The sequence below is a fragment of the Agrobacterium sp. 22-210-1 genome (assembly GCF_053522525.1).
The window spans coordinates 36021-58323 of the sequence record NZ_JBNWCI010000001.1; the positions used below are offsets into that span (position 1 = coordinate 36021).

The 22303-nt window shown below is 58.3% G+C and carries 19 protein-coding genes; 11 read left to right on the forward strand and 8 right to left on the reverse strand.

Annotated features, from left to right (window positions below; genetic code table 11):
* Complete coding sequence (locus ACQZ5F_RS00215) at positions 1 to 2037, reverse strand: oxidoreductase (RefSeq protein ID WP_225339317.1); 2037 nt, start codon at positions 2035 to 2037, stop codon at positions 1 to 3.
* 142 nt (positions 2038 to 2179) lie between these two features.
* Here ACQZ5F_RS00215 and ACQZ5F_RS00220 point away from each other — a divergent pair, with 142 nt between their 5' ends.
* From ACQZ5F_RS00220 to ACQZ5F_RS00235, 4 genes are all read left to right on the forward strand, one after another.
* On the forward strand, positions 2180 to 2818 hold the full coding sequence (locus tag ACQZ5F_RS00220) for a TetR/AcrR family transcriptional regulator (protein ID WP_225339316.1): 639 nt from the start codon (positions 2180 to 2182) through the stop codon (positions 2816 to 2818).
* Between the two features lie 196 nt (positions 2819 to 3014).
* The gene (locus ACQZ5F_RS00225; RefSeq protein WP_052818282.1) at positions 3015 to 3689 is read left to right on the forward strand and encodes a response regulator transcription factor; all 675 of its coding nucleotides are present in this window, start codon (positions 3015 to 3017) and stop codon (positions 3687 to 3689) included.
* 35 nt (positions 3690 to 3724) lie between these two features.
* Positions 3725 to 5122 (forward strand): sensor histidine kinase, encoded by a 1398-nt coding sequence (locus tag ACQZ5F_RS00230; RefSeq protein WP_225339315.1) that lies wholly within the window; start codon positions 3725 to 3727, stop codon positions 5120 to 5122.
* A gap of 265 nt (positions 5123 to 5387) precedes the next feature.
* Positions 5388 to 6014 carry an outer membrane protein gene (locus tag ACQZ5F_RS00235; protein WP_225339314.1) on the forward strand — a complete coding sequence of 209 codons (627 nt, stop codon included), beginning with the start codon at positions 5388 to 5390 and terminating at the stop codon, positions 6012 to 6014.
* A 126-nt stretch (positions 6015 to 6140) separates the two neighbouring features.
* On the opposite strand, the gene ACQZ5F_RS00240 is transcribed toward ACQZ5F_RS00235, so the two are convergent.
* Entirely contained in the window at positions 6141 to 6530 is a 390-nt protein-coding gene (locus tag ACQZ5F_RS00240; protein WP_225339313.1) for a hypothetical protein, read from the reverse strand.
* A 99-nt stretch (positions 6531 to 6629) separates the two neighbouring features.
* The gene (locus tag ACQZ5F_RS00245; protein WP_046801579.1) at positions 6630 to 7061 is read right to left on the reverse strand and encodes a MarR family winged helix-turn-helix transcriptional regulator; all 432 of its coding nucleotides are present in this window, start codon (positions 7059 to 7061) and stop codon (positions 6630 to 6632) included.
* Between the two features lie 206 nt (positions 7062 to 7267).
* On the opposite strand from ACQZ5F_RS00245, the gene graD reads away from it, so the two are divergent.
* From graD to ACQZ5F_RS00280, 7 genes are all read left to right on the forward strand, one after another.
* A complete protein-coding gene (graD, locus tag ACQZ5F_RS00250; protein WP_225339312.1) occupies positions 7268 to 7807 on the forward strand; it encodes an FADH(2)-dependent resorcinol hydroxylase reductase component in 540 nt (179 codons plus the stop codon).
* Between the two features lie 51 nt (positions 7808 to 7858).
* Positions 7859 to 9088: an FADH(2)-dependent resorcinol hydroxylase oxygenase component gene (graA, locus tag ACQZ5F_RS00255; RefSeq protein ID WP_225339311.1), complete on the forward strand. Its 1230-nt coding sequence runs from the start codon at positions 7859 to 7861 to the stop codon at positions 9086 to 9088.
* A gap of 58 nt (positions 9089 to 9146) precedes the next feature.
* Entirely contained in the window at positions 9147 to 10130 is a 984-nt protein-coding gene (gene tsdA / locus ACQZ5F_RS00260) for a gamma-resorcylate decarboxylase (protein WP_137085231.1), read from the forward strand.
* Positions 10131 to 10133: 3 nt separating this feature from the next.
* Entirely contained in the window at positions 10134 to 11189 is a 1056-nt protein-coding gene (locus ACQZ5F_RS00265; protein WP_046801576.1) for a maleylacetate reductase, read from the forward strand.
* Positions 11190 to 11201: 12 nt separating this feature from the next.
* Positions 11202 to 12092 (forward strand): hydroxyquinol 1,2-dioxygenase, encoded by an 891-nt coding sequence (gene graB / locus ACQZ5F_RS00270; protein WP_052818279.1) that lies wholly within the window; start codon positions 11202 to 11204, stop codon positions 12090 to 12092.
* The gene (locus ACQZ5F_RS00275; RefSeq protein WP_225339310.1) at positions 12089 to 12424 is read left to right on the forward strand and encodes a YciI family protein; all 336 of its coding nucleotides are present in this window, start codon (positions 12089 to 12091) and stop codon (positions 12422 to 12424) included. Before graB ends, ACQZ5F_RS00275 begins: the two co-directional genes overlap by 4 nt.
* Before the next feature lie 220 nt (positions 12425 to 12644).
* On the forward strand, positions 12645 to 13931 hold the full coding sequence (locus ACQZ5F_RS00280; RefSeq protein ID WP_225339309.1) for an MFS transporter: 1287 nt from the start codon (positions 12645 to 12647) through the stop codon (positions 13929 to 13931).
* Positions 13932 to 13990: 59 nt separating this feature from the next.
* Here ACQZ5F_RS00280 and ACQZ5F_RS00285 read toward each other — a convergent pair whose 3' ends face one another.
* From ACQZ5F_RS00285 to mprF, 5 genes are all read right to left on the reverse strand, one after another.
* Positions 13991 to 15358, reverse strand: a complete 1368-nt coding sequence (locus ACQZ5F_RS00285; protein WP_448739317.1) for a DUF1217 domain-containing protein — start codon at positions 15356 to 15358, stop codon at positions 13991 to 13993.
* Entirely contained in the window at positions 15252 to 16316 is a 1065-nt protein-coding gene (locus ACQZ5F_RS00290) for a DUF1217 domain-containing protein (RefSeq protein ID WP_448731041.1), read from the reverse strand. Before ACQZ5F_RS00290 ends, ACQZ5F_RS00285 begins: the two co-directional genes overlap by 107 nt.
* Before the next feature lie 313 nt (positions 16317 to 16629).
* On the reverse strand, positions 16630 to 17961 hold the full coding sequence (gene telA / locus ACQZ5F_RS00295; protein ID WP_046801571.1) for a telomere resolvase TelA: 1332 nt from the start codon (positions 17959 to 17961) through the stop codon (positions 16630 to 16632).
* A 287-nt stretch (positions 17962 to 18248) separates the two neighbouring features.
* The gene (locus ACQZ5F_RS00300) at positions 18249 to 19619 is read right to left on the reverse strand and encodes a virulence factor (protein WP_225339307.1); all 1371 of its coding nucleotides are present in this window, start codon (positions 19617 to 19619) and stop codon (positions 18249 to 18251) included.
* Complete coding sequence (mprF, locus tag ACQZ5F_RS00305; RefSeq protein WP_448731040.1) at positions 19616 to 22216, reverse strand: bifunctional lysylphosphatidylglycerol flippase/synthetase MprF; 2601 nt, start codon at positions 22214 to 22216, stop codon at positions 19616 to 19618. Before mprF ends, ACQZ5F_RS00300 begins: the two co-directional genes overlap by 4 nt.
* Between the last annotated feature and the right edge of the window lie 87 nt (positions 22217 to 22303).

Consider the following 22303-nt stretch of genomic DNA (forward strand, 5'->3'; position numbering starts at 1 on the left):
TCAGATGTCCTTTGCGAGGCGCAGCGCGTCGTAGATTGCTGCATGGGTGTTGCGTGCTGCAACCGCATCGCCGATCCGGAACAGCCGGTAGGTGCCGGCCGGATTACGCTCGACGGTCTGGGCCGTGCCCGCAATGAGCGCGTCGTAGGATATTTCGCCGAGGTTCTTTGAGCCGGGCTTGAGCTCGAAATAAAGCTCGTCCAGCGGGATTGTGCCGTGATTGACGACTATCTGGTCGACGATGCGCTGTTTCGAAACGCCGCCATAATCGCTGCCGACATGGGCGATGATTTGATTTCCGCTTCTTTCCGCCGCTTCCAGCCGGTAGGTGACGGTGAATGTCGTGTCGCGTTTCTGCAGCGAGCGCATATAGGGCACGAGATTCATGGCCATGACTTCCGGAGCGAAAGAGCGATCCGGGGTCATGATTTCGACCTTGCCGCCCGCCTTGGCGATGAATTCGGCAGCCTGGAGACCGCTGTGGTCTCCCGCATCGTCATAAACGAGAACATTGGCGCCCGGCTTGACGTCTCCGGAAATGATATCCCATGCGGAGACGACCAGCTCGTTGCCCTTCGAAAGCACCTCGGTATGTGGCAGTCCGCCGGTAGCGATAATCACCACGTCGGGTTTTTCGGCGACAACCGTATCCGCCTCCGCCCAGCTGTTGAAATGGAAGATGACGCCGAGCTTCTCGCACCGGCTCATGCGCCAGTCGATGATGCCGATCATTTCGCGGCGGCGTTCGCTCTGTGCAGTCAGGCGGACCTGGCCGCCGGCGTCGCTGGCGGCCTCGAAGACCATGACCGTATGGCCACGTTCCGCACAGACCCGTGCGGCTTCGAGACCTGCCGGCCCCGCGCCGACGATCACCACCTTCAGGCTTTTCTCAGCCCTGGTGATTTCATGTGGCATGGTTTCCTCGCGGCCGGTTGCCGCATTGTGAATGCAGAAGGCGAGGCCGCCCTGATAGATGCGATCAAGACAATAATTGGCGCCGACGCAGGGACGGATGTCCTCCTCCCGCTTTTCCATGATCTTGCGGACGATATGCGGATCGGTCATGTGGGCGCGGGTCATGCCGATCATGTCGACCTTGCCGGCGGCAATCGCATGCCGTGCGGTGGCGACATCCTGAATTTTGGCGGCATGGAAGACGGGGAAGCTGGTCGCCGTGCGGATTTCGCCTGCGAAATCAAGATGCGGCGCGCTCGCCATGCCCTGAATGGGGATGACGTCGGTCAGGCCGGGATCGGTGTCGATATGTCCCCTGATGACGTTGAGATAGTCGATCAGGCCGCTCTCCTTCAGCCGTCTGGAGATTTCGATGCCTTCCGCCTTGCCGGTGCCGTTCTCGAGACATTCATCGGCGGTATAACGAACCCCGAGGATAAAATCGTCGCCGACGCGTTGGCGCATCGCCTTGAAGACGTCGAGACAGAAGCGCATGCGGTTTTCAAGCGAGCCGCCATAGGGGCCGTCAAGCTCGTTGGTCAGCGGTGAGACGAACTGGTCGATGAGGTGGCCATAGGCTTCCAGTTCCACCCCATCCATGCCGCCCGCTTTCATCCGTTCGGCAGCATCGGCAAAATCCTTGATGATGCGCTCAATATCCCAGTCCTCGATCTTCTTCGGAAAGGCCCGGTGCGCCGCTTCCCTTTGATGCGATGGCGCGAGGACCGGCAGCCAGTCGCCCTTGTCCCAGCGGGTACGGCGGCCAAGATGCGTCAGCTGGATCATGATCGCCGAACCCGCCTCATGCACGGCGTCGGTCATTTCCCGAATCCACGGAACGATTTCATCCTTGTAGGCCAGCAGGTTGTTGAAGACGGGCGGGCTGTCTTTCGATACGGCGGCCGAGCCTGCCGTCATCGTCAGCGCCACGCCGCCCCTGGCCCGTTCGACGGTATAGGCGCGGTAGCGCCCTTTCGGCATGCCGTCTTCAGGGTAGGCGGGTTCATGGGAGGTGACGATGATGCGGTTGCGCAGCGTCAGATGCTTGAGTTGATAGGGCTGAAGAAGGGGATCGTTCGACATGTGCCTGCTCCAAAACGGGTATGAGACAAGGCTAAGAGAAAATGTACATATGTGTCAATTAAGAAAACACTGGTGTTTATGAGTTCGACAAGAGTGTACGCTTTGCCTTGTCGCGCAGGGACTGATTTGCTACGCAATTGTCATGGAAGCGACATTGAACGAGACCGGTTGGCGTGGATCGCAGGAAGGTTGGCTTGAGGCCGCCTACGCGGCACTGCTGGAATCCGGGGTGGATTCCGTCAAGATCCTGCCTCTGGCGAAAAAGCTCAATCTCTCACGCACCAGCTTCTACTGGTTCTTCAAGGACCGGGAGGAATTGCTGGCGGCGCTGTTATCCCGTTGGCGCGAGAAGAATACGGGAAGTATCCTCAGGCAATCGGAGGCCTATGCGGAAACCCTGGCCGAGGCGATGCTGAATGTTTTCGATTGCTGGCTGGATTCCTCGCTTTTCGACAGCAAATTCGAATTCGCGGTGCGAAGCTGGGCGTTGCAGTCTGCTGATATTCTTGCCGAGGTTCGCAAGGCCGACCAGATGAGAATGGAGGCGCTTTCGCGCATGTTCATGCGTTTCGGCCACCCTGAGAACATGGCGGATGTGCGCGCCCGCACCACTTATCTCGTGCAGATCGGTTATATTTCCATGCAGGTCGAGGAAGATGTGGCAGTGCGGATGAGAAGGATTGCGGACTATATCGCGATCTACACCGGTGAGGTGCCGCAGCAGCGTGAGCTTGACCGCTTTTATGCCAGGCATGGATACAGGCCAAACCCCGAGGCCTGACGCCCGTTTGCTGATCACCGCATGCCCGGACGACCCACGGTACGGCAATAAGTGGTGTCGCCAAAACACCTGCGATGCCAGTCGGATTATGTCGGTTGGGGTGGTACAAGAAGAAGGGCCGGCCGCCTGCAATCTACCTGCAACATTCACCGAACAGTGGTGGGGATGGCAAGAGCTCATCTTTGGGGGAAAGTCATTGCGAATCCTGCTTCTTGAGGATGAACCCGAAATGGCGCGTGCGCTGCTCGAAGCCCTGCGCCGGCGTGATGTGCTTGCCGATCATGTCAGCACCATCAGCGATGCCGATGCCCTTGCGCGTGATGGCTCCTACGATGTGCTGGTTCTGGATCGCCGCCTGCCCGATGGCGAGGGGCTGAGCCTCGTATCGTCGCTTCGCCGCCGGAAACATTCCGTGCCGATTTTGGTTCTGACGGCGCTTGGAAGTGTCGATCACCGGGTCGATGGGCTGGATGCGGGGGCGGACGATTATCTCGCCAAGCCTTTCGCAATCGAGGAACTGCTTGCCCGCCTCAGAGCGCTTCACAGGCGCAGCCCTTCGATTTCCGACAAATATACGAGCTTCGGAAATCTCAGTATCGATCCGAAGAGCAATGAGGTCAGCGTTGCCGGTTCCATCCTCGAGTTGCGGCGCCGGGAATATCTGGCGCTCGAAGCCCTGATGCGGCGTCCGAACCGCATCGTGACACGGTCCAGCCTGATCGAGTCTGTTTATAAGCTCGACGATGAGATCGAGTCCAATGCGCTTGATGCGCATATTTCGCGCATTCGCAAGAAGCTGGCGCAGGCCGAAGCGACGGTGGAAATAAGAGCCGTGCGCAACATTGGTTATCTCATTCGGGCAAAGACATGAGGCCGGAGCGCAACCGATCCCTGCGATGGGGGCTGATGAAGCGCCTTTTCGCCCTGCAGGCTTTTTTTCTCGTTCTCTTCGTCGTCCTTCTCATCGGCTGGATCTGGATCATCGATCCGCGACTTGAGGGTGCCAATGAAGAGGCTGCCCGCATCATTGCGGAAAGCGTGACAAAGGATGGGCAGGGCCGGGCACAGGTGTCGGCTACGCCCGATCTGGAAGCGCTGAAACAGCGCTATCCTGATCTCTGGTTTGTGGTGCGGGACGCCGACGCAATCGTCCTGCAATATGGGGATATCCCGGCGCCTGCCCTGGCGGCGGTGTTTCCCCGGAGCATCGAGAGGGCGCGTCTGGAGGCGGGGGAAACAGTCCGGGCCACCATGGAAAACCGCGATACACCGGCCGGGCGGCTGCAGTTCATTGCCGGGACGGAAAAAGGCTTCCCGAATGACGGCATCAGTCTCTGGATCAATGTACAGCTGGATCTGGAAAAGGATGCCAATGGCGCCATTCGCTGGCTGACAGTACTGCCCGGTGTCGGTTTCATCATCCTTGTCGCCGTCGTGCCCATGCTGCTGCTGACGGGTATTGCGACATTGCTGGTGACGCCCCGTGCGGTTGGCCGTTCGCTGAGCGGCCTCATGGAAACGGTCGCCCAGGCACAATCGATCAATTTCGAGAACCGATCCGCCCGGATCGATCGTTCGAAGGTGCCCAATGAAATCATTCCGCTGGTGGATGCCTTCAACGTTGCGCTCTCGAAACTGGGCGAGGGCTATAATCGCCGCAACCGCTTTTTGGCCGATGCCGCCCATGAACTGAGGACACCGATCGCGATTGCGCGCATTCGCGCCGATCTTTTGCCCGATGACGCGCTGAGCCGGCAGCTGCGAGCGGATATCGACCGGCTTACCCGCGTCGCGCATCAGCTTCTCGAAATGCAGGCGGTGGGCGCGGTGGAGCTGCCTGCCGAAGAGCAGGATCTGAACGTTCTCGTCGAACGTATCGCGACCGATCTTGCGCCGATTGCGATGGATGCCGGTTATGAGTTCGATTTCGAACCGAGCGAAGGAAAGGCTCTCTTTACGGTTCAGACCTCGATCATCGAGATGGCGGTCGTCAACCTCATTCGCAATGCCATCGATCATGGCGGCGGCGAAGGTGCAATCGTCATCCGGATTGGCGCAGCGGGAACCATAGATGTCTGCGACGAGGGGCCGGGCATACCCGTTGCGGAACGGGAGCAGGTATTTGAACCATTCCATCGCATCAATACGAACTCTTCCGGTGCCGGTCTGGGTCTCAACCTGGTCCAGAGAGCGGCGGAGCTTCATGGCGGCCGGGTTCAGTTCCTCGACCTTGACCCCGGCTTTGGCGTTCGGCTGGAAATTCGATCGATAATTTTGCGAGATGAGGCTGTTACCGCTGTCTAAAAATATCAGGCATCAGGCTGTGTCGGCATGGGGAAATTTCTTACAATTTAGTTAAGGAATTTCATTTAACTATATTAAATTACTGAATTATTTTTCAACAAATTCGTTTCATGCAATCCAGGCGTAATTCTCGTGGGGAAAATGTCCGTATCTGCTGAGCCCATCCGCACAGGAGATCAACGGGAGCCGGTTTCCGGTTCTTCAACGCGAACGGAAACCCTGCAGCCGTCAGAGCATGGCGCATCGGTTTCACCTGGAGTCATTCATGTCGTTCATCGCAAAATCGCTTGTCACCGTAACGGCTGCCATGATGGTGGCAACCAGTGCCTATTCGGCTGATCTTACCAACTATAACGCGCAGCAATACGACTATGCCAATCCCCCGGCCTTTTCCTGGGGCGGGGCTTATGTCGGTGCCCATGGCGGCATCGCCTCCCCAAAATTCAATCCGCTGGCCAGCGGCCGGGGTCTGACGGGTGGTGTACAGGCCGGCTATAATTTCCAGTTCGGCTCCGGTGTTGTCGGTGCGGAACTTGAAGGTTCCTATCTTGGAAATGAAGCACGCGTGCCGAACGGCCGGTTGAGAGAGCGCTTCCGGGGTGCAGCCAAGCTGAAGGCCGGTGTCGCGCTCGACCGCACCCTCGTTTACGGCACCGCCGGCCTGACCACGACGAAATTCAAGGATACGAATGGCGTTAACGGTCCCGATGGCTGGAAACAGGGTTATCTGCTGGGAGCAGGTCTGGAACAGAGCTTTGGCGGCGGTCTGTCGGCCAAGTTTGAGTATAATTATGTGAGCACCGGAAATGTCAGCACGACGACTTCCAGCGGGCGGTCAAAAACCGATGTGACCGATCATGTCATCAAAGCCGGCCTGAACTATCGTTTCTGAGACCGATCCGATGACTGATTCCAGGGAGATTTCAAAAGAATACCGCCGCTTTCAGCTTGGAAGCGGCGGTAAAACAATGCATGGCGCGAAACGGGCAGGGCCGGGGGATATGAAATCCCGAAACCATCATTCGCATTCGAGCGAAGGCTGCCGGAAGCTCGTCACATACCATTCGCTCCCGGAATTGCGGGTGTAGAATGTATAGAAACAATCGATGCGTTCGACATAACCCGGTGTCTCCGACACTTCGTAGCGCTCGCCATGCCGGGTCGACCGCACTTCACCGCTGGATGATCCGGCAACGACCTGTGTCTTGTTCTTCCGCCACTGGTAAGCCTGCTGGCCGGGACCCATGCTGTAAATATTGTCCGGCGGTCCGTAGTCCAGCATAACGCTGGTGATAGGCGCGCCAATATAGCCTTTCATGACCGTCGAGGCGCAGGCGGTGAGCACGGCCGATACGGCGGCGATGAGGATGATCGCTGCCGGGACTGCAAGTGACGATCTGTCGGACATGGGAATTCCTTTCAGCTGCGGTGGATTTTCGCAGGGATAGGAACCGGTCATTGCAAGTACATTGCACGTAAAGATCGTAAGGCGAGCGGGGAGCGGGTGTCAGAGGCCGGCGATATTGCGGCCGATATGCCGCAGGATGCTCTTGAAAAGTTTTACCTCATTGGGATCGAGACCCTCGATCGCGGTTTTTTCGAACATGGCGGCGATGGGCATCAGTTCGTCGGCCAATTCCTTGCCTTTTGCCGTCAGCGTGATGCGCACGATGCGGGCATTGTCGGCCGGTCGCTCGCGGCTGACGAGGTTGCGCCGGACCATCAGTCCCACCAGCCGGGACAGCGTGGAAATCTCCACCGACACCATGTCCGAAAGCTCGGTTAGCGTCTTGCTCTCCTGCTGTCTCAGTGTCGCCAGTACGCGATACATCGGCAGAGTGATGTCATAGGAGGCCAGTCGCAGGGAAAAACGCTCGCCAAGCCGAACGCCCACCCAGTTGAGCAGGTAGGGTACCGAGTCGGTGAACTGATAAGACACGAAGCAAATCCCCGTTTGAGAACCATCTGCGCAGATGCTGATGTGTGCCTATCGGCTGTACCGGCACAATTCATCCGTTTCAATAGCTTCGCTCCAGAAGACCGGGGAATGCGAGGCTGTCTCGTTGCCTGAAATGACAAAAAACATTTGCATTGACAAATGTTGCAAACGCAAATAAATAAGAATGCAGGATTTGGGAGGATCTCATGACATCAGCACTGTTCGGCCTGAACAACCTTGCACCGGAAGGCGTCGGCCAGACTTTTCGCACGACGATGCGCCGTTTTCCGGCAACCGTGACGGTTATTACTGCCTGTGCTTCCGGCGATCAGCGTGATCACGGCATGACAGTGACCGCTGTCACTTCGGTCTCGATGGAGCCGCCCTCTCTTCTGGTTTGCTTGAACAACCGCACCTTGCTGCATGAATTGCTGCTGTGCCGGCCGGATTTCATCGTCAACGTGCTGACGCAGGATCAGACCGCGCTTTCGGATGCCTTCAGCGGCAAGGTGTCGCCGGAGGAGCGCTTCGGTAATGGTGACTGGCAGCGCCACGAAAACGGTGTCCTTTATCTGCCCACGGCCCATGCGGCCATCGCCTGCCGCCGGGTGGCGGCGATGCCCTATGGAACGCATACCGTGTTCATCGGGCAGGTGGTTTCGGCTGATGTCAGCGAGACAACACGGCCGCTGCTTTACGAAAATGCCCAATATTGCGCCGCAAGTCCGGCTGGCTTGCCGGCCTGATATTTCCGGCCAGATAATTCCCGGCCAAGTCACTTCCGGAAGGAGACAATCATGAACGATATGAGCCATGCGCCACAGCCGGCGCAGACGACCCCGCGTGTCCGCCTGACGGGTCGTGTTGCCGAGATAGCCGATCTTTTCCGGGCGAGCGCCCGCCAGACGGAAGAGGCGCGACGCGTGCCCGCCAGCCATATCGAGGCGCTGCGTGGTATCGGTTATTTCGATATCGTCAAACCCAGCGCCTTCGGCGGAAAGGGCGGTGAATTCGCAGAACTGGTCGAAGCCAATATCGAGCTTTCGGCCGCCTGTGCGTCAACCGGCTGGGTTGCCGGTCTGCTTTCCGCGCATCAATGGCTGCTGGCGATGTTTCCGGAAGAGGCGCAGGCCGATGTCTGGGGTAAAAACCCTGACGCGCTGCTGTGTGGTTCCTACGCCCCGGTGAAAATGGCTGATGTGGCTGAAGGCGGTTATCGCCTCAGCGGCAAATGGGCCTTCGCCTCGGGTTGCGAAAATGCGCAATGGTCTCTCTGTGCCGCCATTCTGCCGCCGCAGGGTGAGGGCAGGCCGGTTCCCGCGTTCCTTCTCGTTCCCGCCAGCCACTATGTCATTGAAGACACCTGGCATGTGGTGGGGCTGGCCGGCACGGGCTCCAAGACACTGGTTCTCGATGATGTCTTCGTTCCCAAACATCGGGTTCTCACCTTTCCGGATGCCACCAGCGGCAAGACGCCCGGCGGGCAATATTATGCCGAGGAAGGCCTGTTCAACATGCCGCTTTTGACCGGCATTCCTTCCTGTCTTGCGGCGGCCGGCGTCGGCGCGGCCAAGGGCGCGCTTGCCGCTTATGTCGATCATGTCGGCGGCCGGGTGACGCGAGGTGCGGTGGCCGGTGGCAATAACCGTATGGCGGAATTCCCGACCATTCAGCTGCGCGTTGCCGAAGCGGCGGCGAGCGTCGATGCCGCCTGCGAAATCCTGCTGCGCGATGTTGTCCGTTCACAGGTGCTGGCACAGGCCCGGATCGAAGGCCGGGCGGAATTCACGGTGGATGACCGCCTTTTGAGCCGTCGTGGGCAGGCCTTTGCGGTGTCTCTGGCACTACGCGCCGTGCAGGCGCTGAACGACTCCACCGGCGGCGTCGGGCTTGATCTTGCCAATCCCGTGCAGCGGGCCTGGCGCGATGCCAATGCGGTTGGCCGCCACATCAGCATGAACTGGGATGCCGTGGGAACCATGATCGGCCAGAGCATGCTCGGGCTGGAACCCAAGGGCCAATATTGACCGCCGGTATGGAACGTCTGGCCGGCGGCACATGAACAGCGATTTCGGAGGAAACAACATGCAAGGCAAGGTCGCTCTCGAGGAGCATTTCGCAATTCCTGAAACACTTCAGGATTCGGCCGGTTTCGTACCCGGCGATTACTGGAAGGAGCTGCAGCACCGCCTGCTCGACATTCAGGATACGCGCCTGAAGCTGATGGATGCGCATGGTATCGAAACCATGATCCTATCGCTGAATGCGCCGGCTGTGCAGGCTATTCCTGATAAAAAGAAGGCGATCGAGATCGCGCGGCGCGCCAATGACGTTCTTGCAGAAGAATGCGCCAAGCGGCCGGATCGTTTCCTTGGCTTCGCCGCTCTGCCTTTGCAGGATCCGGATGCGGCGACCGAGGAACTTCAGCGCTGCGTCAACGATCTCGGTTTCGTCGGTGCGCTCGTCAATGGTTTCAGCCAGGAGGGCGACGGCCAGACGCCGCTTTATTACGACCTGCCGCAATATCGCCCGTTCTGGGGAGAGGTCGAGAAGCTTGACGTGCCGTTCTACCTGCATCCGCGCAATCCGCTGCCGCAGGATTCGCGCATCTATGACGGCCATCCCTGGCTGCTTGGCCCCACATGGGCCTTTGCGCAGGAAACGGCGGTACACGCGCTGCGCCTCATGGCGTCGGGCCTGTTTGACGAACATCCGCGCCTTAACATCATTCTCGGTCATATGGGCGAGGGGCTGCCCTACATGATGTGGCGTATCGACCACCGCAATGCCTGGGTGAAGCTGCCGCCGCGCTATCCGGCCAAGCGCCGTTTCGTGGATTATTTCAACGAGAATTTCCACATCACCACCTCGGGTAATTTCCGGACCCAGACCTTGATCGACGCAATTCTTGAGGTTGGGGCGGACCGCATCCTGTTCTCCACCGACTGGCCCTTTGAAAATATCGACCACGCCTCGGACTGGTTCAACGCCACGAGCATCGCGGAAGCCGACCGGGTGAAGATCGGCCGCACCAATGCGCGCCGCTTGTTCAAGCTCGACGGGGCCTGAGCCATGCAGCCCTTCGTCTACATGGCAGCGCCGGCCCGCATCGTCTTCGGCGTGGGCAGCTCAGTGGGGGTGGCGGAGGAAATCCGCCGCCTTGGCCTGTCGCGGGCGCTGGTGCTCTCCACACCACAGCAGAAGGGTGATGCGGAAGTGCTGGCCGCCCGGCTCGGTCGTCTTGCGGTCGGTGTCTTCTCGGAGGCCGCCATGCACACGCCGGTTGAGGTGACGAAAAGGGCGGTCGAAGACTACCGCGCCGCCAATGCCGATTGTGTCGTGGCGCTGGGCGGCGGCTCGACCACCGGTCTCGGCAAGGCCATTGCGTTGCGCACCGATGCGGCGCAGATCGTCATTCCGACCACCTATGCCGGTTCCGAGGCGACGCCCATACTTGGCCAGACGGAAAATGGGGTTAAGACCACTATGCGGGGCCCGGAAATCCTGCCTGAAGTGGTGATCTATGATGCGGAACTGACGCTCGGGCTGCCTGTGGCTATCAGCATGACGAGCGGACTGAACGCCATGGCCCATGCGGCCGAGGCGCTTTATGCCCAGGACCGCAACCCTATCGCCAGCCTGATGGCAGTCGAAGGATTGCGGGCAATGGTCGAAGCGCTTGCCCGTGTGAAGGCCGAGCCAAAGAATATCGCGGCGCGCGAAACGGCACTTTATGGCGCATGGCTGTGCGGCACGGTGCTAGGCGCCGTCGGCATGTCGCTGCATCACAAGCTTTGCCACACGCTGGGTGGAAGTCTCGATCTGCCACATGCGGAAACCCACGCGGTGCTTTTGCCGCACACCGTCGCCTATGTGGAACAGGCGGTGCCGGATCTGCTCGCGCCGCTTGCCGCACTTGTCGGTGGCAAGGCCGGGGCCGGGCTTTTCGATTTTGCCGCCCGACTTGGCGCCCCATCTAGCCTCGCCGCTCTTGGGCTGCAGCTTGGCGATCTCGACCCCATGGCCGAGCTTGCGACGGCAAATCCCTATTGGTGCCCGCGGCCAATCGAAAAAACCGCGATCCGCGACCTGTTGCAGCGCGCCTTTGAGGGCGCGCGGCCGGAGTGATGGGAGGAAGACATGACGGATACGAAGATGACCAGCGATGACGGCTATTTCGTTGAGGAGCGTTCGGCTGAAACCGTGATTGCCCGTATGCGCGACTGTGACGATCCGCGCTTGAAGGAGATCATGGCGGTCGTGACGCGCAAGCTGCACGAGGCGGTGAAAGAGATCGAGCCGACCGAGGAAGAATGGATGAAGGCCATTCATTTTCTCACCGAGGTTGGCCAGATCTGCAATGAATGGCGACAGGAGTGGATCCTGTTTTCCGATATTCTCGGCGTTTCCATGCTGGTTGACGCGATCAATCACCGCAAGCCGAGCGGCGCGTCGGAATCCACCGTTCTCGGGCCTTTCCATGTGGCTGACGCACCGGAAATGCCGATGGGCGCCAATATCTGCCTCGATGGCAAGGGCGAGGACATGGTCGTGACCGGTCGTATTCTCGATACCGAAGGTGCACCGGTTGCCGGCGCGCGCATCGATGTCTGGCAGGCCAATGACGAAGGTTTTTACGACGTGCAGCAGAAGGGCATTCAGCCCGATTTCAATCTGCGGGGTGTTTTCGTCACCGGCGAGGACGGGCGCTACTGGTTCCGGGCGACGAAGCCGAAATATTATCCGATCCCGGATGACGGCCCGGTCGGGCGATTGCTGCGGGCCATGGGACGCCACCCCTACCGGCCGGCGCATCTGCATTATATCGTTTCGGCAGAAGGGTTTACCACGCTCGTCACGCATATTTTCGATCCTGATGATCCCTATATCCGTTCGGATGCGGTGTTCGGCGTGAAGGAGAGCCTGCTGGCCGATTTCCAGCGGGTGGAGGATGCGGAAAAGGCCGGGCAACTGGGTTTCACCGGCGACTGGTTCTGGTCGGTGAACCACGACTTCGTGCTGGCCCGATGAGCGGCGGCAACCAGACAGGACTCTATGTGCGTTTTGCCGAAAGCGACCTCGCCGCCGTGGAACAGCGGACGGTGCAGATGGACGCTCACAAGGCCTATTTGCGCAGCGAGGAGACCGCGCCCTTGGGGTTCAGGATCCTGGCATCCGGCCCCTTGCAGGCGGAAAACGGCGGGTCATCCGCCGCACTCGTCATTGCCGAAGCCCGTTGCATTGAAGATATGATTGCCTTCAGCGATGCCGATCCATTCGTCATTCACGGTGTCTATAAGCGCGTTCGTATTCTGCGCTGGACACCGACACTGTCGAGGTTTCCTGGACTGAAGCCTGGCTGACATTTCTGTCGGGTCGTGGGACCTGATAATGATCAATATTGCATTTGCAATTTTTGCAAATGCAATGCTTAATCGAAGACGGGTGATATCGGCGATATGTGTCTTGACAGGAGCGGGACACATATCAGGGTGGAGCAGGCCGGGCACTCGCGGAGCTATCGCCAAGAACGGGAGACGCAATCCATTCCGGATAGCGCGTTCAGGCGTGAAAGGGAGGAAGATGTCCACGAATTATATGAGCGCCGCCTCAGTGCGGACGAAAAACCCGGCTGGCGTCATCGCGACATGCGGTCTGATGATCATGTTTGACGGCTACGATCTGGTCGTTTACGGCGCGGTTGCGCCGGCGCTGCTGAAAGAGGGCGCATGGGCGCTCAATCCTGCCATGGTCGGTCGCGCTGCGGCGCTGACGCTGGTGGGAATGCTGCTCGGCGCGCTGTTTGCCGGCACCATGGCGGACCGTATCGGCCGCCGCAAGGTCGTCCTCATCAGCCTTGCCGGATTTTCGGCGATGATGATCGCCTCTGCCATGACACCGAATTTTCTCGCTTTCGAAATCACGCGCTTTTTCGCCGGTCTCGGGCTTGGCGCACTTTTGCCAACGGTCACGGCGCTGGTGCTGGAATTCTCGCCGCCCAAACGCAGGGCGCAGGCCAATTCCCTATCCTTCCTCGGTTATCTCTTCGGCGGCATCATATCCGGCCTCATGGGTATTCTTCTGCTGGAGAGCTATGGCTGGCGGCCTCTGATGCTGATCGGCGGTCTGCCGCTTATTCTTCTGCCGCTGTTCATGCGGTTTCTGCCGGAATCGCCGGAATGGCTGGCAAGCAAAGGCCGGCAGGCGGAGGCTGACGGCATTTGCGACAGCTACGGTCTGCAACGCATCGTACCGCATGCGAAAATTCAAAAGGGTGGTGTCGGCGCGCTGTTTTCGGAAGGCCGGCTGCTTTCGACGCTGAATGCCTGGGGCATTCACTTCTGCTCGCTGCTTCTGACCTTCGGTATGGTCAACTGGCTGCCCACCATCATGAACAAGATGGGTTATGATATCAGTTCGGCGCTCAGCTTCTCGATCATGCTCAATGTCGGGGCCGCGATCGGCATCCTCATTGGCGGGCGGTTTGCCGATAAGGGCAGCGTCAAGGTGGTCGTCGCCGTGCTCTTTGCCATCGGCGCCGCCTCTATCTGGGCCCTGACGGTGAACAAGGGGCCGCTGCTCTATCTCTTCGTCGCGCTTGCGGGTGCCGGAACGATCGGCACCCAGATCCTTGCCAATGTTCTGGTTGGACGGCTTTATCCCGTCCATATTCGCGGCACCGGTCTCGGCTTTTCGCTGGCGGTCGGGCGGCTGGGCGGCATTGCCGGCCCCATGATCGGCGGCCTCGTCCTGCAACGGGGGCTGGCTCCAGAGTGGAATTTCTACATTTTCGGCTCGGTCGCGCTGGTAGGCTTGTTGCTGACGGTGTTGACGCTGCTTTACCGCACATCGGGCGACGAGCGGGTTTGACGGACGCGATGCTGGCCGTGGGGTAAAACCTGCGGCCAGCATACCCGAGGAGACAAACTCTAGCCTCTGCGACCACTGCGGAGTTGCGCCAGGGTCGCAAGCGTATTGCCGCTGATTCCTGTGTTGTTGCTGAACAGAGCCATGCGCGGGTCGGAGGTTGAATTGTTCGCTTCAAACATCACCAAAAAGCGGCTGACCAGTTTTTCGACTTCCTTGGGATCCTGCAGGTCCTTTATTTTAAGCCTCTTCTCGATCATCTTTGCCTGCACATCCACCTTGGAATTTGCGGTTTCGGCGGGGATTCCAAGAGCGGTACGGGTGAATTCAGCCAGCGCATTGTCGGCCAATATGTCGTAGGGATTGGAAATGCCGCCGGCCATCCGCTTGAAATAGAGGGCAAGGCGAACGCCGGAATTTTCTTCGCCGACCCGCTCCTCCAGGGTCTGGCGAACATATTTGTCGCGTGTTTCCATGAGGCTGCGGGCATTTTGAACGCTCTGGCCGGCTTTCGCGGCGATATTTCCCTTGGCGTCGAAATTAAACGAGCCGGTAAGCGCACGGAAGCGGGCATCTTTTTCCGTATTGGCAAAGCTTTTTGGGTCTTTGAGGTCGGACTTGAAAATCTTCTTCAGATAATCGGTGGTGACCGATTTGGGGACGATGCGTTCCGCGACCAGCATGAAATCGAGCAGGCGGCGGTCTGCAAGCAATTGATCGACGGTTTCGAGCGTCTCCATTTTTTCGCGATAGTAGGAGACTTCCTTCTCTCCCTTCTCCCTGACTTTCTTGTCCTTGTCCCAACGGGTGACTTCCGTCAGATAATTTCGCGAAATGCGGGTGATCTCGTTTTCTGCCTGGGCAAGGCGCGGCGAGCCGATCATGCCTTCGGTATTGAAATTATAGGCTTTCGCCAGTCGCACGAACCTGTCGTCTTTCAAATTGCGAACATAGCTTTTCGGATCCGACAGATCGCTTGTAAGAACTTTTTTCAGTTTAAATGTGGAGGCCTCCTCGGGACTGATGCCGAACGCCTTCAGCGCGAAGTTGCGGATGGTGACTGCCGCCTGCGCATTCGACAAAAAATCCTCCAGATTTTTTGTCAGGCCGATATAGCGCCTGTAGTCCTTGATCGCCTTTTCATCGGCGACTTCATCCCTGTCGTCGTAATGGCTGAAATAGAAGTTCATCATCGTGCTCAGTTGAACATCGGTCTGGACCGTCTTTCCCGTCGCAACCTTGCCGTCCTTGCCGAAATTGAAGGCTTTGGCGAGATTGAGAAGACCCTTGTCCCTTTCCTTGTGAAGCCCGCTTTGCGGATCATCAGGGTTTTCGCGCAGAGCCCACTGGATTTTCTTGTCGGTGTCGGCGTCGTCGCGCAGATTGAAGGCGACGATCAGCATCGTCCTCAGGCGGACATTGGTGATCATCTGCTCGGCATCGGTGATGCCCTTCATCTTCTGTTCGAAGAAGTCGCGGTTGAGAATGGCTCCGGTCTGCGTCAGGCGTGGATTTGAGAGAACGTAGGTTTCGTTGATCAACCGCTTCTGCGCTGCCGTCTGCGCCGGCATGCCGGTATCGACGACGCCATCGTCGCGGAAGTTGAACGGCCGCCGCCATTTCGAACAGCTTGTAGGCATCGGTGATGCGTTTGTTGTATTGGCTGATCAGATAATCGCTCTTTTCGAGCGCTGTTTTGTCGGTGGAGGGGATTTTTGCACGCTCTGTGCGCAGATCGGCTGTTTTTGCCTGCCAGTCAGCGATCATTGGCTTGTAGGTTTTGTTGATATAGCTGTCGGCACTGCCGATATTGCTGGTCAGAACATCCCTGAGATGTTTGTAGCTGAAGATCCCGGCGTCGATGCCGAAAGACTTGAAAACATAATCCCTAAGCCGCGTGTTTTTGAAGATGTCGTCCACATGGCCGACCTTGTCGATGACGATATTGTAATAACGCGTTTCCTCTTTAAGTTCCTCATTTCTTTGCTTGACCGTATCGTGATAGGCCGCAACCAGCCGTTCCTGCTGGGATTTGGTTTGAACCGATTTTTCCGCTTTGATACTGCCGAAATCGAACGCTGCCGCGAAGTCGCGGTAACGTGTATCCTTCATCTTGTTGGCGAAACTGTTCGGGTCGTTGAGGTTGCTTTCCAGCACCTTCTTCATGAAGGCGGTGGCGTAGGTCATGTCTTCCAGCCCATAGGCTTTCATGGCGTAGGAATAGAGCTTGTAGTCCTTCAGAAACTCATCGAGGTTTTTAACCTTGCCGATATTGTCCGCATAATATTTGGCGTCTCGCGATACTGCGGAGTCGTTCGCGACACGTTTCAGCGACAGGCCGAGGTCACGATTGTAGAGGGCATAAGTCGTGTATGCGGGCAGCACCATGTGCCTCCGGGAAAATTGTTGTCGAAATCCATGCGTGAACAAATACTATAAATGAATTATCGCAGTATTTTCTTGCGCGAGACTGTATTTAATAAAATTATATTCATAATAAGTATTATGTATTGTTAAATTAGAAAATTTATATTCAGATATAAAGGATTTTTCTTGATGTTACCCCGTGGGTTCTCGCGCAGATAAAAACTGCACAAGGGCAACAGGCGTCTGAAAGCGGCAGGCGGAAATCCCCGCCGGCCGCGCTTCCTGTGCAGTTTTAAGGTGTGCCAGTTTTTTGGGGGGAGTGGCTGCGGCTGCCTTAGGGCTTTTTGCCTGAGACCGGCGCAACGCTCGCCATTTGCTGCAATGTCCGCTCATTCGTACGCTTGGCGCGCGCCAGCGCGTCGTCGCGATCTTCGGGCAGCGTGTAGGTCATGTAGGACAACGAGGTTTCGAGGTCGTTGTTATTGTGTCCCAAAATGGCGGCGAAATAACTGTTCTTGGTGACGTGGGGCGGTGCGAAATTGTGATAGGCGACCTCGGCATAGAGGTGCCGCAGGCCATAGGGCTTGGGAAGTTCTTGCCTCGGCCAGAAATCCTCAAACAGGTTAAAAACCGTGTCCCGGAGCAGCAGGCGGGTTTCCGATGAAAAATCATCGATCGACATGCCGTGCCACAGTTTTCCCTGCCCGCTTGCGCGCAGGCGTTCATAGGCGGACAGAATGGTGGCGGAGCGGGCAAGCACCGGGATTTCGTAGGTAATCCCGAATTTCGTTCCTTCGCCCTGTTTCGTCTTGGCCTGGCCGTTGAACAGGATGCTCCATTTGGAAACGCCCTTGCCATAAGGGGCGGGGGAAAATTCGGCCTGGGTAAAGACCTCATAGGGACGCCGTCCCGTCATGCCGATCAGGCCGATGCCGATCATCAGCGGATCGGCCGACTGCAGGCAATCGGCGCAAATCTTCAGAACCTGCCGGTAGTTTTCGAATGTAATCAGCGCGCCATGCTTGTTGGCGATCTTTTCCATCTTGACCCGGCGGGCGTCGTCATACATCGCGGCATCGCCGGTCGCGATCTTCAGCATCGGATGCTCGTCGCCGAAGGCTTCGCGGATCGCATTGCGGTATTTGGTGATGTAGGAGATGATCGTCGTCTGCGCCCTGTCCTTCATGATGCTGAGCTCAGCATTCCAGAGGGCCTGCATTTCCTCTTTTTTGGCCACGCCATTCATTGCTGCAATGAAATCCGCGATGCGCAGAAGAACCGTCGGCTTTCGTCCTGCGGTGTTGAATTCCGCCCGTTCGATTTTTTCGACGATGGATGTCGCCACGCCGGTTTTCGGATAGTCGGCCCGCTCGATATAGGTATTCAGCCGCTCGCGCAGTTTTTTCATGTTGCAGATGGCAAGCGGTGTGCTCTTTGGGCCGAACTCGGCCTTCAGGGCATACCGATATTTCATGATGTAGAGTTCGAGCGTCTTTTCGGTGCGGCCATTGTCGAAATGGTAGCGGACTTCGGCATCCCACAGATCGCGGATTTTCTTGTTCCGCACAGCGTCGCTGCTTTTCATCGCTTCTCTGACGCCAGCGACGAATTGGTCGATGCGTTCCACGAGGACGGGTGTTTTTGTCTTTCGCTTTAAGGCGGGCATGCGGCGGCTCCCTGAACCGGTCCGAAAATATAAAATCCATGGTTGGCAATCAACAGAAGCATGGTTGAGGAAACGCCATGAACATTCGCCGCCGGCCGGGTTCTTTTGAATAATAATTTAATCGATTCCGCAAGCGCGGGTGTCGATCGAAGACGGGTTTCGAACTGCCGCCGGTCATTCAGGGGAGTCGGAAGGCTGCGGGAGATGATGTTTCTGCGGAGGGAGGCTGCCAATTTACGTTCGGAGCTTCGGAAATTCTCCCGAAGCCCCTTAAGGTCAAAAATACGCTATTTAGGCAGCCGGGTCTTCAGCGATGTCACAATCCGCTTTGCGAGTGCCTCATAGTCTTCGTCGAAATGGTGACCGCCTTCAATAGCGATCGTTTCCACACCCCTCGCCTTCAGGCCGGGGCAGGGATCTTCATCCTCTTCCTCCGTGCCGTATACGCACTGTACCAGCTTCGGATCGATCTTGGCGATGTCGTCCACCGTCTTGCCGCCCTTGCCTTCGCCCGCCACGCCAAGCCAGCCCTGAACGGAAATTTCGAAATCCACTTCCGTCGACAAACCCAGCAGGGAGAGCTGCACGACGTGGGATTTCGCGCGTTCCGGCAGAAGATTGTAGGTTGCAGGAATGATGTCGGCACCGAAGGAATAGCCGATCAATACGACGTTGCGGACTTTCCATTGTTTGCGATAGGTGTCGATGATGCGGCCAAGGTCGCTTGCCACTTCCTGTGGTTGCTTTTCTTTCCAGAAATAACGCAGCGCATCGACGCCGATCACGGGAATGCCCTGTTTCTGCAGCGCACCGCCCACTTCCTCGTCAAGATCGCGCCAGCCGCCGTCGCCGGAATAGATCACCGCCATGGTGTCCATGACAGGGTTCGTTTCCAGAACCTTGATCGGCAGGCCGAGCGGGTTGTCGGTATCGCCGGCGGCGTCGATCTGGTCGGACAGGGTCTGTGTCAGGATTTCGTCCGCCTTGTCATCTACGTCAGTCACATCGATATCGGGATGCAGCTTGACGAGCGTGTTGACATGGTCGCGGCCCTTCTGATCCGCAGCGGGGGTGAACAGCACGCTGACGGGCGCTGGCAGCGGACCATCGGTCAGGCCATAGACCGTTTCGCCATCCACCTTGTCCTTGGTGGCGGGCGTGCAGAGTATCTTCTCAAGCGGCAGGCCTGCCTTGGGGTCGACGGCAATGGCGTCGCGGATGGTGGAGACCGGGCTTTGCGCGATCATCGCCAGTGCCAGCGTTCCGCCCTTGCCGATGCCGGTGAGAATGGGCTGGCGATAGCTGCTGGTGCCGGCGGTGCGCTGGATCTGCTGCGACAGCGACTCGATGTCCGAGATCATATAGATGCACTCGTCGTCATCGGCTTCGAGCGCCTTCAGATATTCCTTGAAGTCGATGCCGACCACGGCGGCACCCTTTGCAACCAGCGCCTTGGCGCGCTCTTCGTCGGCATTGGTCCATCCGTCCGAGTCGGAAATCAGGAAGACGCTGGCGAGAATTTCGCTGTCGGGCACCATGATGTGCTCGGCCGGGATCATGCCGGTCTCATAGGCCGGCTTGTCCTGCGCAAAAACGGAGGTGGAGGCGAACAAGGCGGAAGCGGCGAGGGCCGCCTTCATCATGGTGGATTTTCTCATTTTCCGATCACTCCTCTGACGCCGCCGCTGATCAGAACCGTTGCGTCCATCAGCGCCAGTGCGGCGTCTGCGCCGTTCTGAACGGCAAGGTAACGCGGTTCCCATTTCGGGTGGAACTTCGTCTTGAACGCACGAAGTCCCTTGAAGTTGTAGAAACGTTCGCCGTGTTCGAACAGCGTGCTGCCAATGCGATCCCAGACGGGTGCTGCATCGCGCTTCGACATGCCGGACATGGGCGCCATGCCGAGATTGAAGCTCTCATAGCCCGCCTCACGCAGATATTGCATGATACTGACGAAGAGGAAATCCATCGCGCCGCGCGGCGCATCCGCCGAAAATCGCATGAGATCGACGGTGGCTTCCTTTTTCGTTTCCGTCACCATCAGATTGGCAAAGGCGGTGATCTTTCCATCTTTCCGAAGAATGGCAACGGGCTGGGAGAGGATGTAGTCCGGTTCGAAGGCGCCGAGGGAGAAGCGTTTTTCCCTCGTGTTGTGGTGCGCAAGCCAGCCATCGGAGACCTGTCTCAACTCATTGAGAATATCCGGCACCTTGACTTGTTCGACAACCTCGAAGGTCAGCCCGTCGCGTGCGCCGCGGCTCAGGGACTGGCGAAGGGTGGCGAGCTTGCCGCCCTTCAGTTCGAATGCGGTGAGATCGACGAGCGCCAGTTCGCCGAGCTTGAAAGCGCGCAGGCCGGCATCGGCGCAATGGGAGAGCAGGAAAGGTGAAATCTGGTAAAAGGCGGCGCGTGCGCCCGCCGAACGGGCGGCTTCGACGAATTGCCAGACGAGATCGGGGAAATCCTCCTCGTCGCCGACCGGATCGGCAAAGGCGATCCAGGAACGGCCCTGAATGCCGTACATGATGAAGGCGTTGCCGCTCTCGGAGAACATCACGTGTTTGTCGCCCATGCGCACGAGGTTGGCGTCGGCGGCGTCCTGTTTCATGACGATGCCGGTTGCGTTTACCACGTCTTCTGCCTCGATCGCATCCGGCCTGTAGGCCACCGGCCGCATGAGGCTGAAGATGGCGATCGTGGATGAGGCGAGCACGAGACCGAGAAGGGCGCGCAAACCGCGCGGTGCTTCTTCAGAGAATTCGAACTGCCACCACAAGGTCTGGCTGTAATCCGTATCGCGATAGACAAAGAGCAGAATGGTTGCCGCGCCGGCGACGATGACGGCCATGGCGGCGAGCCAGCTTGGCCCCAGCGCCTGTTTGACCAGGGAAGCATGGCGGTTGAAGCTGCGCATATTGGCGGCGAGTGCGATGATGAAGACGCCGAGGATCGCGGCTTCAAAGACGGCGATGGCCTTGAGGAGCGAAAGAACCAGCGCCAGCGAGGCGGCGACGAGGGCGATCCACCAGGCGCCGTCCAGCCGCTGCCCGAGGCCACGTGAGGCGACGACGAGCACGAGGCCGAGAATGCTGGTGAGAAAATGCGCGGCTTCGATGATCGGCAGCGGCACGAAATTGGACAGGAAATCCAGATTGCTGTCCGGCGTCGGCGTCACGCTCGAAAAGATCAGCATGGTGCCGAGGATCATGGCGAAGGTCGACAGCAGCGGCGGGGCAAGGCGCACGGCAAGCTGGCTGATATCGGAGACAACAGGCTTTGCGGCGAACTGCTTCATCTCCGAGATGAGCATCACCAGAATGGCGACCACCAGCGGCAGGACGTGATAAATCACGCGGTATAGAACGAGGCTTCCGAGTAGCTGGTCGACGCTGATGGCGTTGCCAAGCCCCGCGACCATCACTGTTTCAAAGACGCCGAGACCGGCCGGCACATGGCTGAGGACGCCGAGGCCGACGGCGGTGGCATAGATCGCAAAGAATGTCGGCCAGCCGAGATGGGTGTCGGGCAACAGCACATAAAGCACGGAAGCGGAGGCGGCGATATCGAAAGCCGAGACGAGGAACTGGCGCGACGATGTGCGGCTGTCCGGGAGGCGCAGACGCCATGCGCCAAGCTTGATCGTGTGGCCGTTGCGGCCGACATAGGCCGCAACGACAAGCACCGCGATGACGGCGAGCGCCGCCCCTCTGAGGATCAGGGCGTCAACGCCGATGATGGCGGCGATGCGTGGTGCGACGATGAAGGTGGAGATGGCACTGACCGAAAGCAGCCCAAGCCCGAAGGATAACGTGACAAAGGCGATGACGCGGGCGATTTCGCTGGGCGACAGGCCCATCCGGGAATAGGCGCGAAAGCGGATCGCGCCACCGCTCAAGGGGCCGAAACCGGCGGTATTGCCGATGGCATAGGCGGCAAAAGCAGTCGCCGCCATGGGCGGAAACGGCAGCTTGCGGCCGATATATTCGATCGCATTGGCGTCGTAGAATATCAGCGCCAGAAAGCTGAGCGCCGTGAAGAAAATGGCAAGCAGAACCGCAGAGGCGGAGGTCTGCGTCAGTGCGTCGATGACGTCGTCATAACGCACTTCGGAGGTCAGGTGATAGATGGCGAAGGTCATCATCACGAAGACGAGCGTGATGGCGATCGCGGTCAGATAGGGGCGGTTTCGGGCAAGAAAGCTTTCAACCGCGGATTCCGCGACATCGGTTTGTGTGATTTCGCTCTTGTCTGCCATTTGCTTTATCCAGCGCCCGTTCCCAAGCTTGGCGAACCACAGGAATGTGTCGCTAATTCGTTTCGGTTGAGGAAATGTGATTAGCAG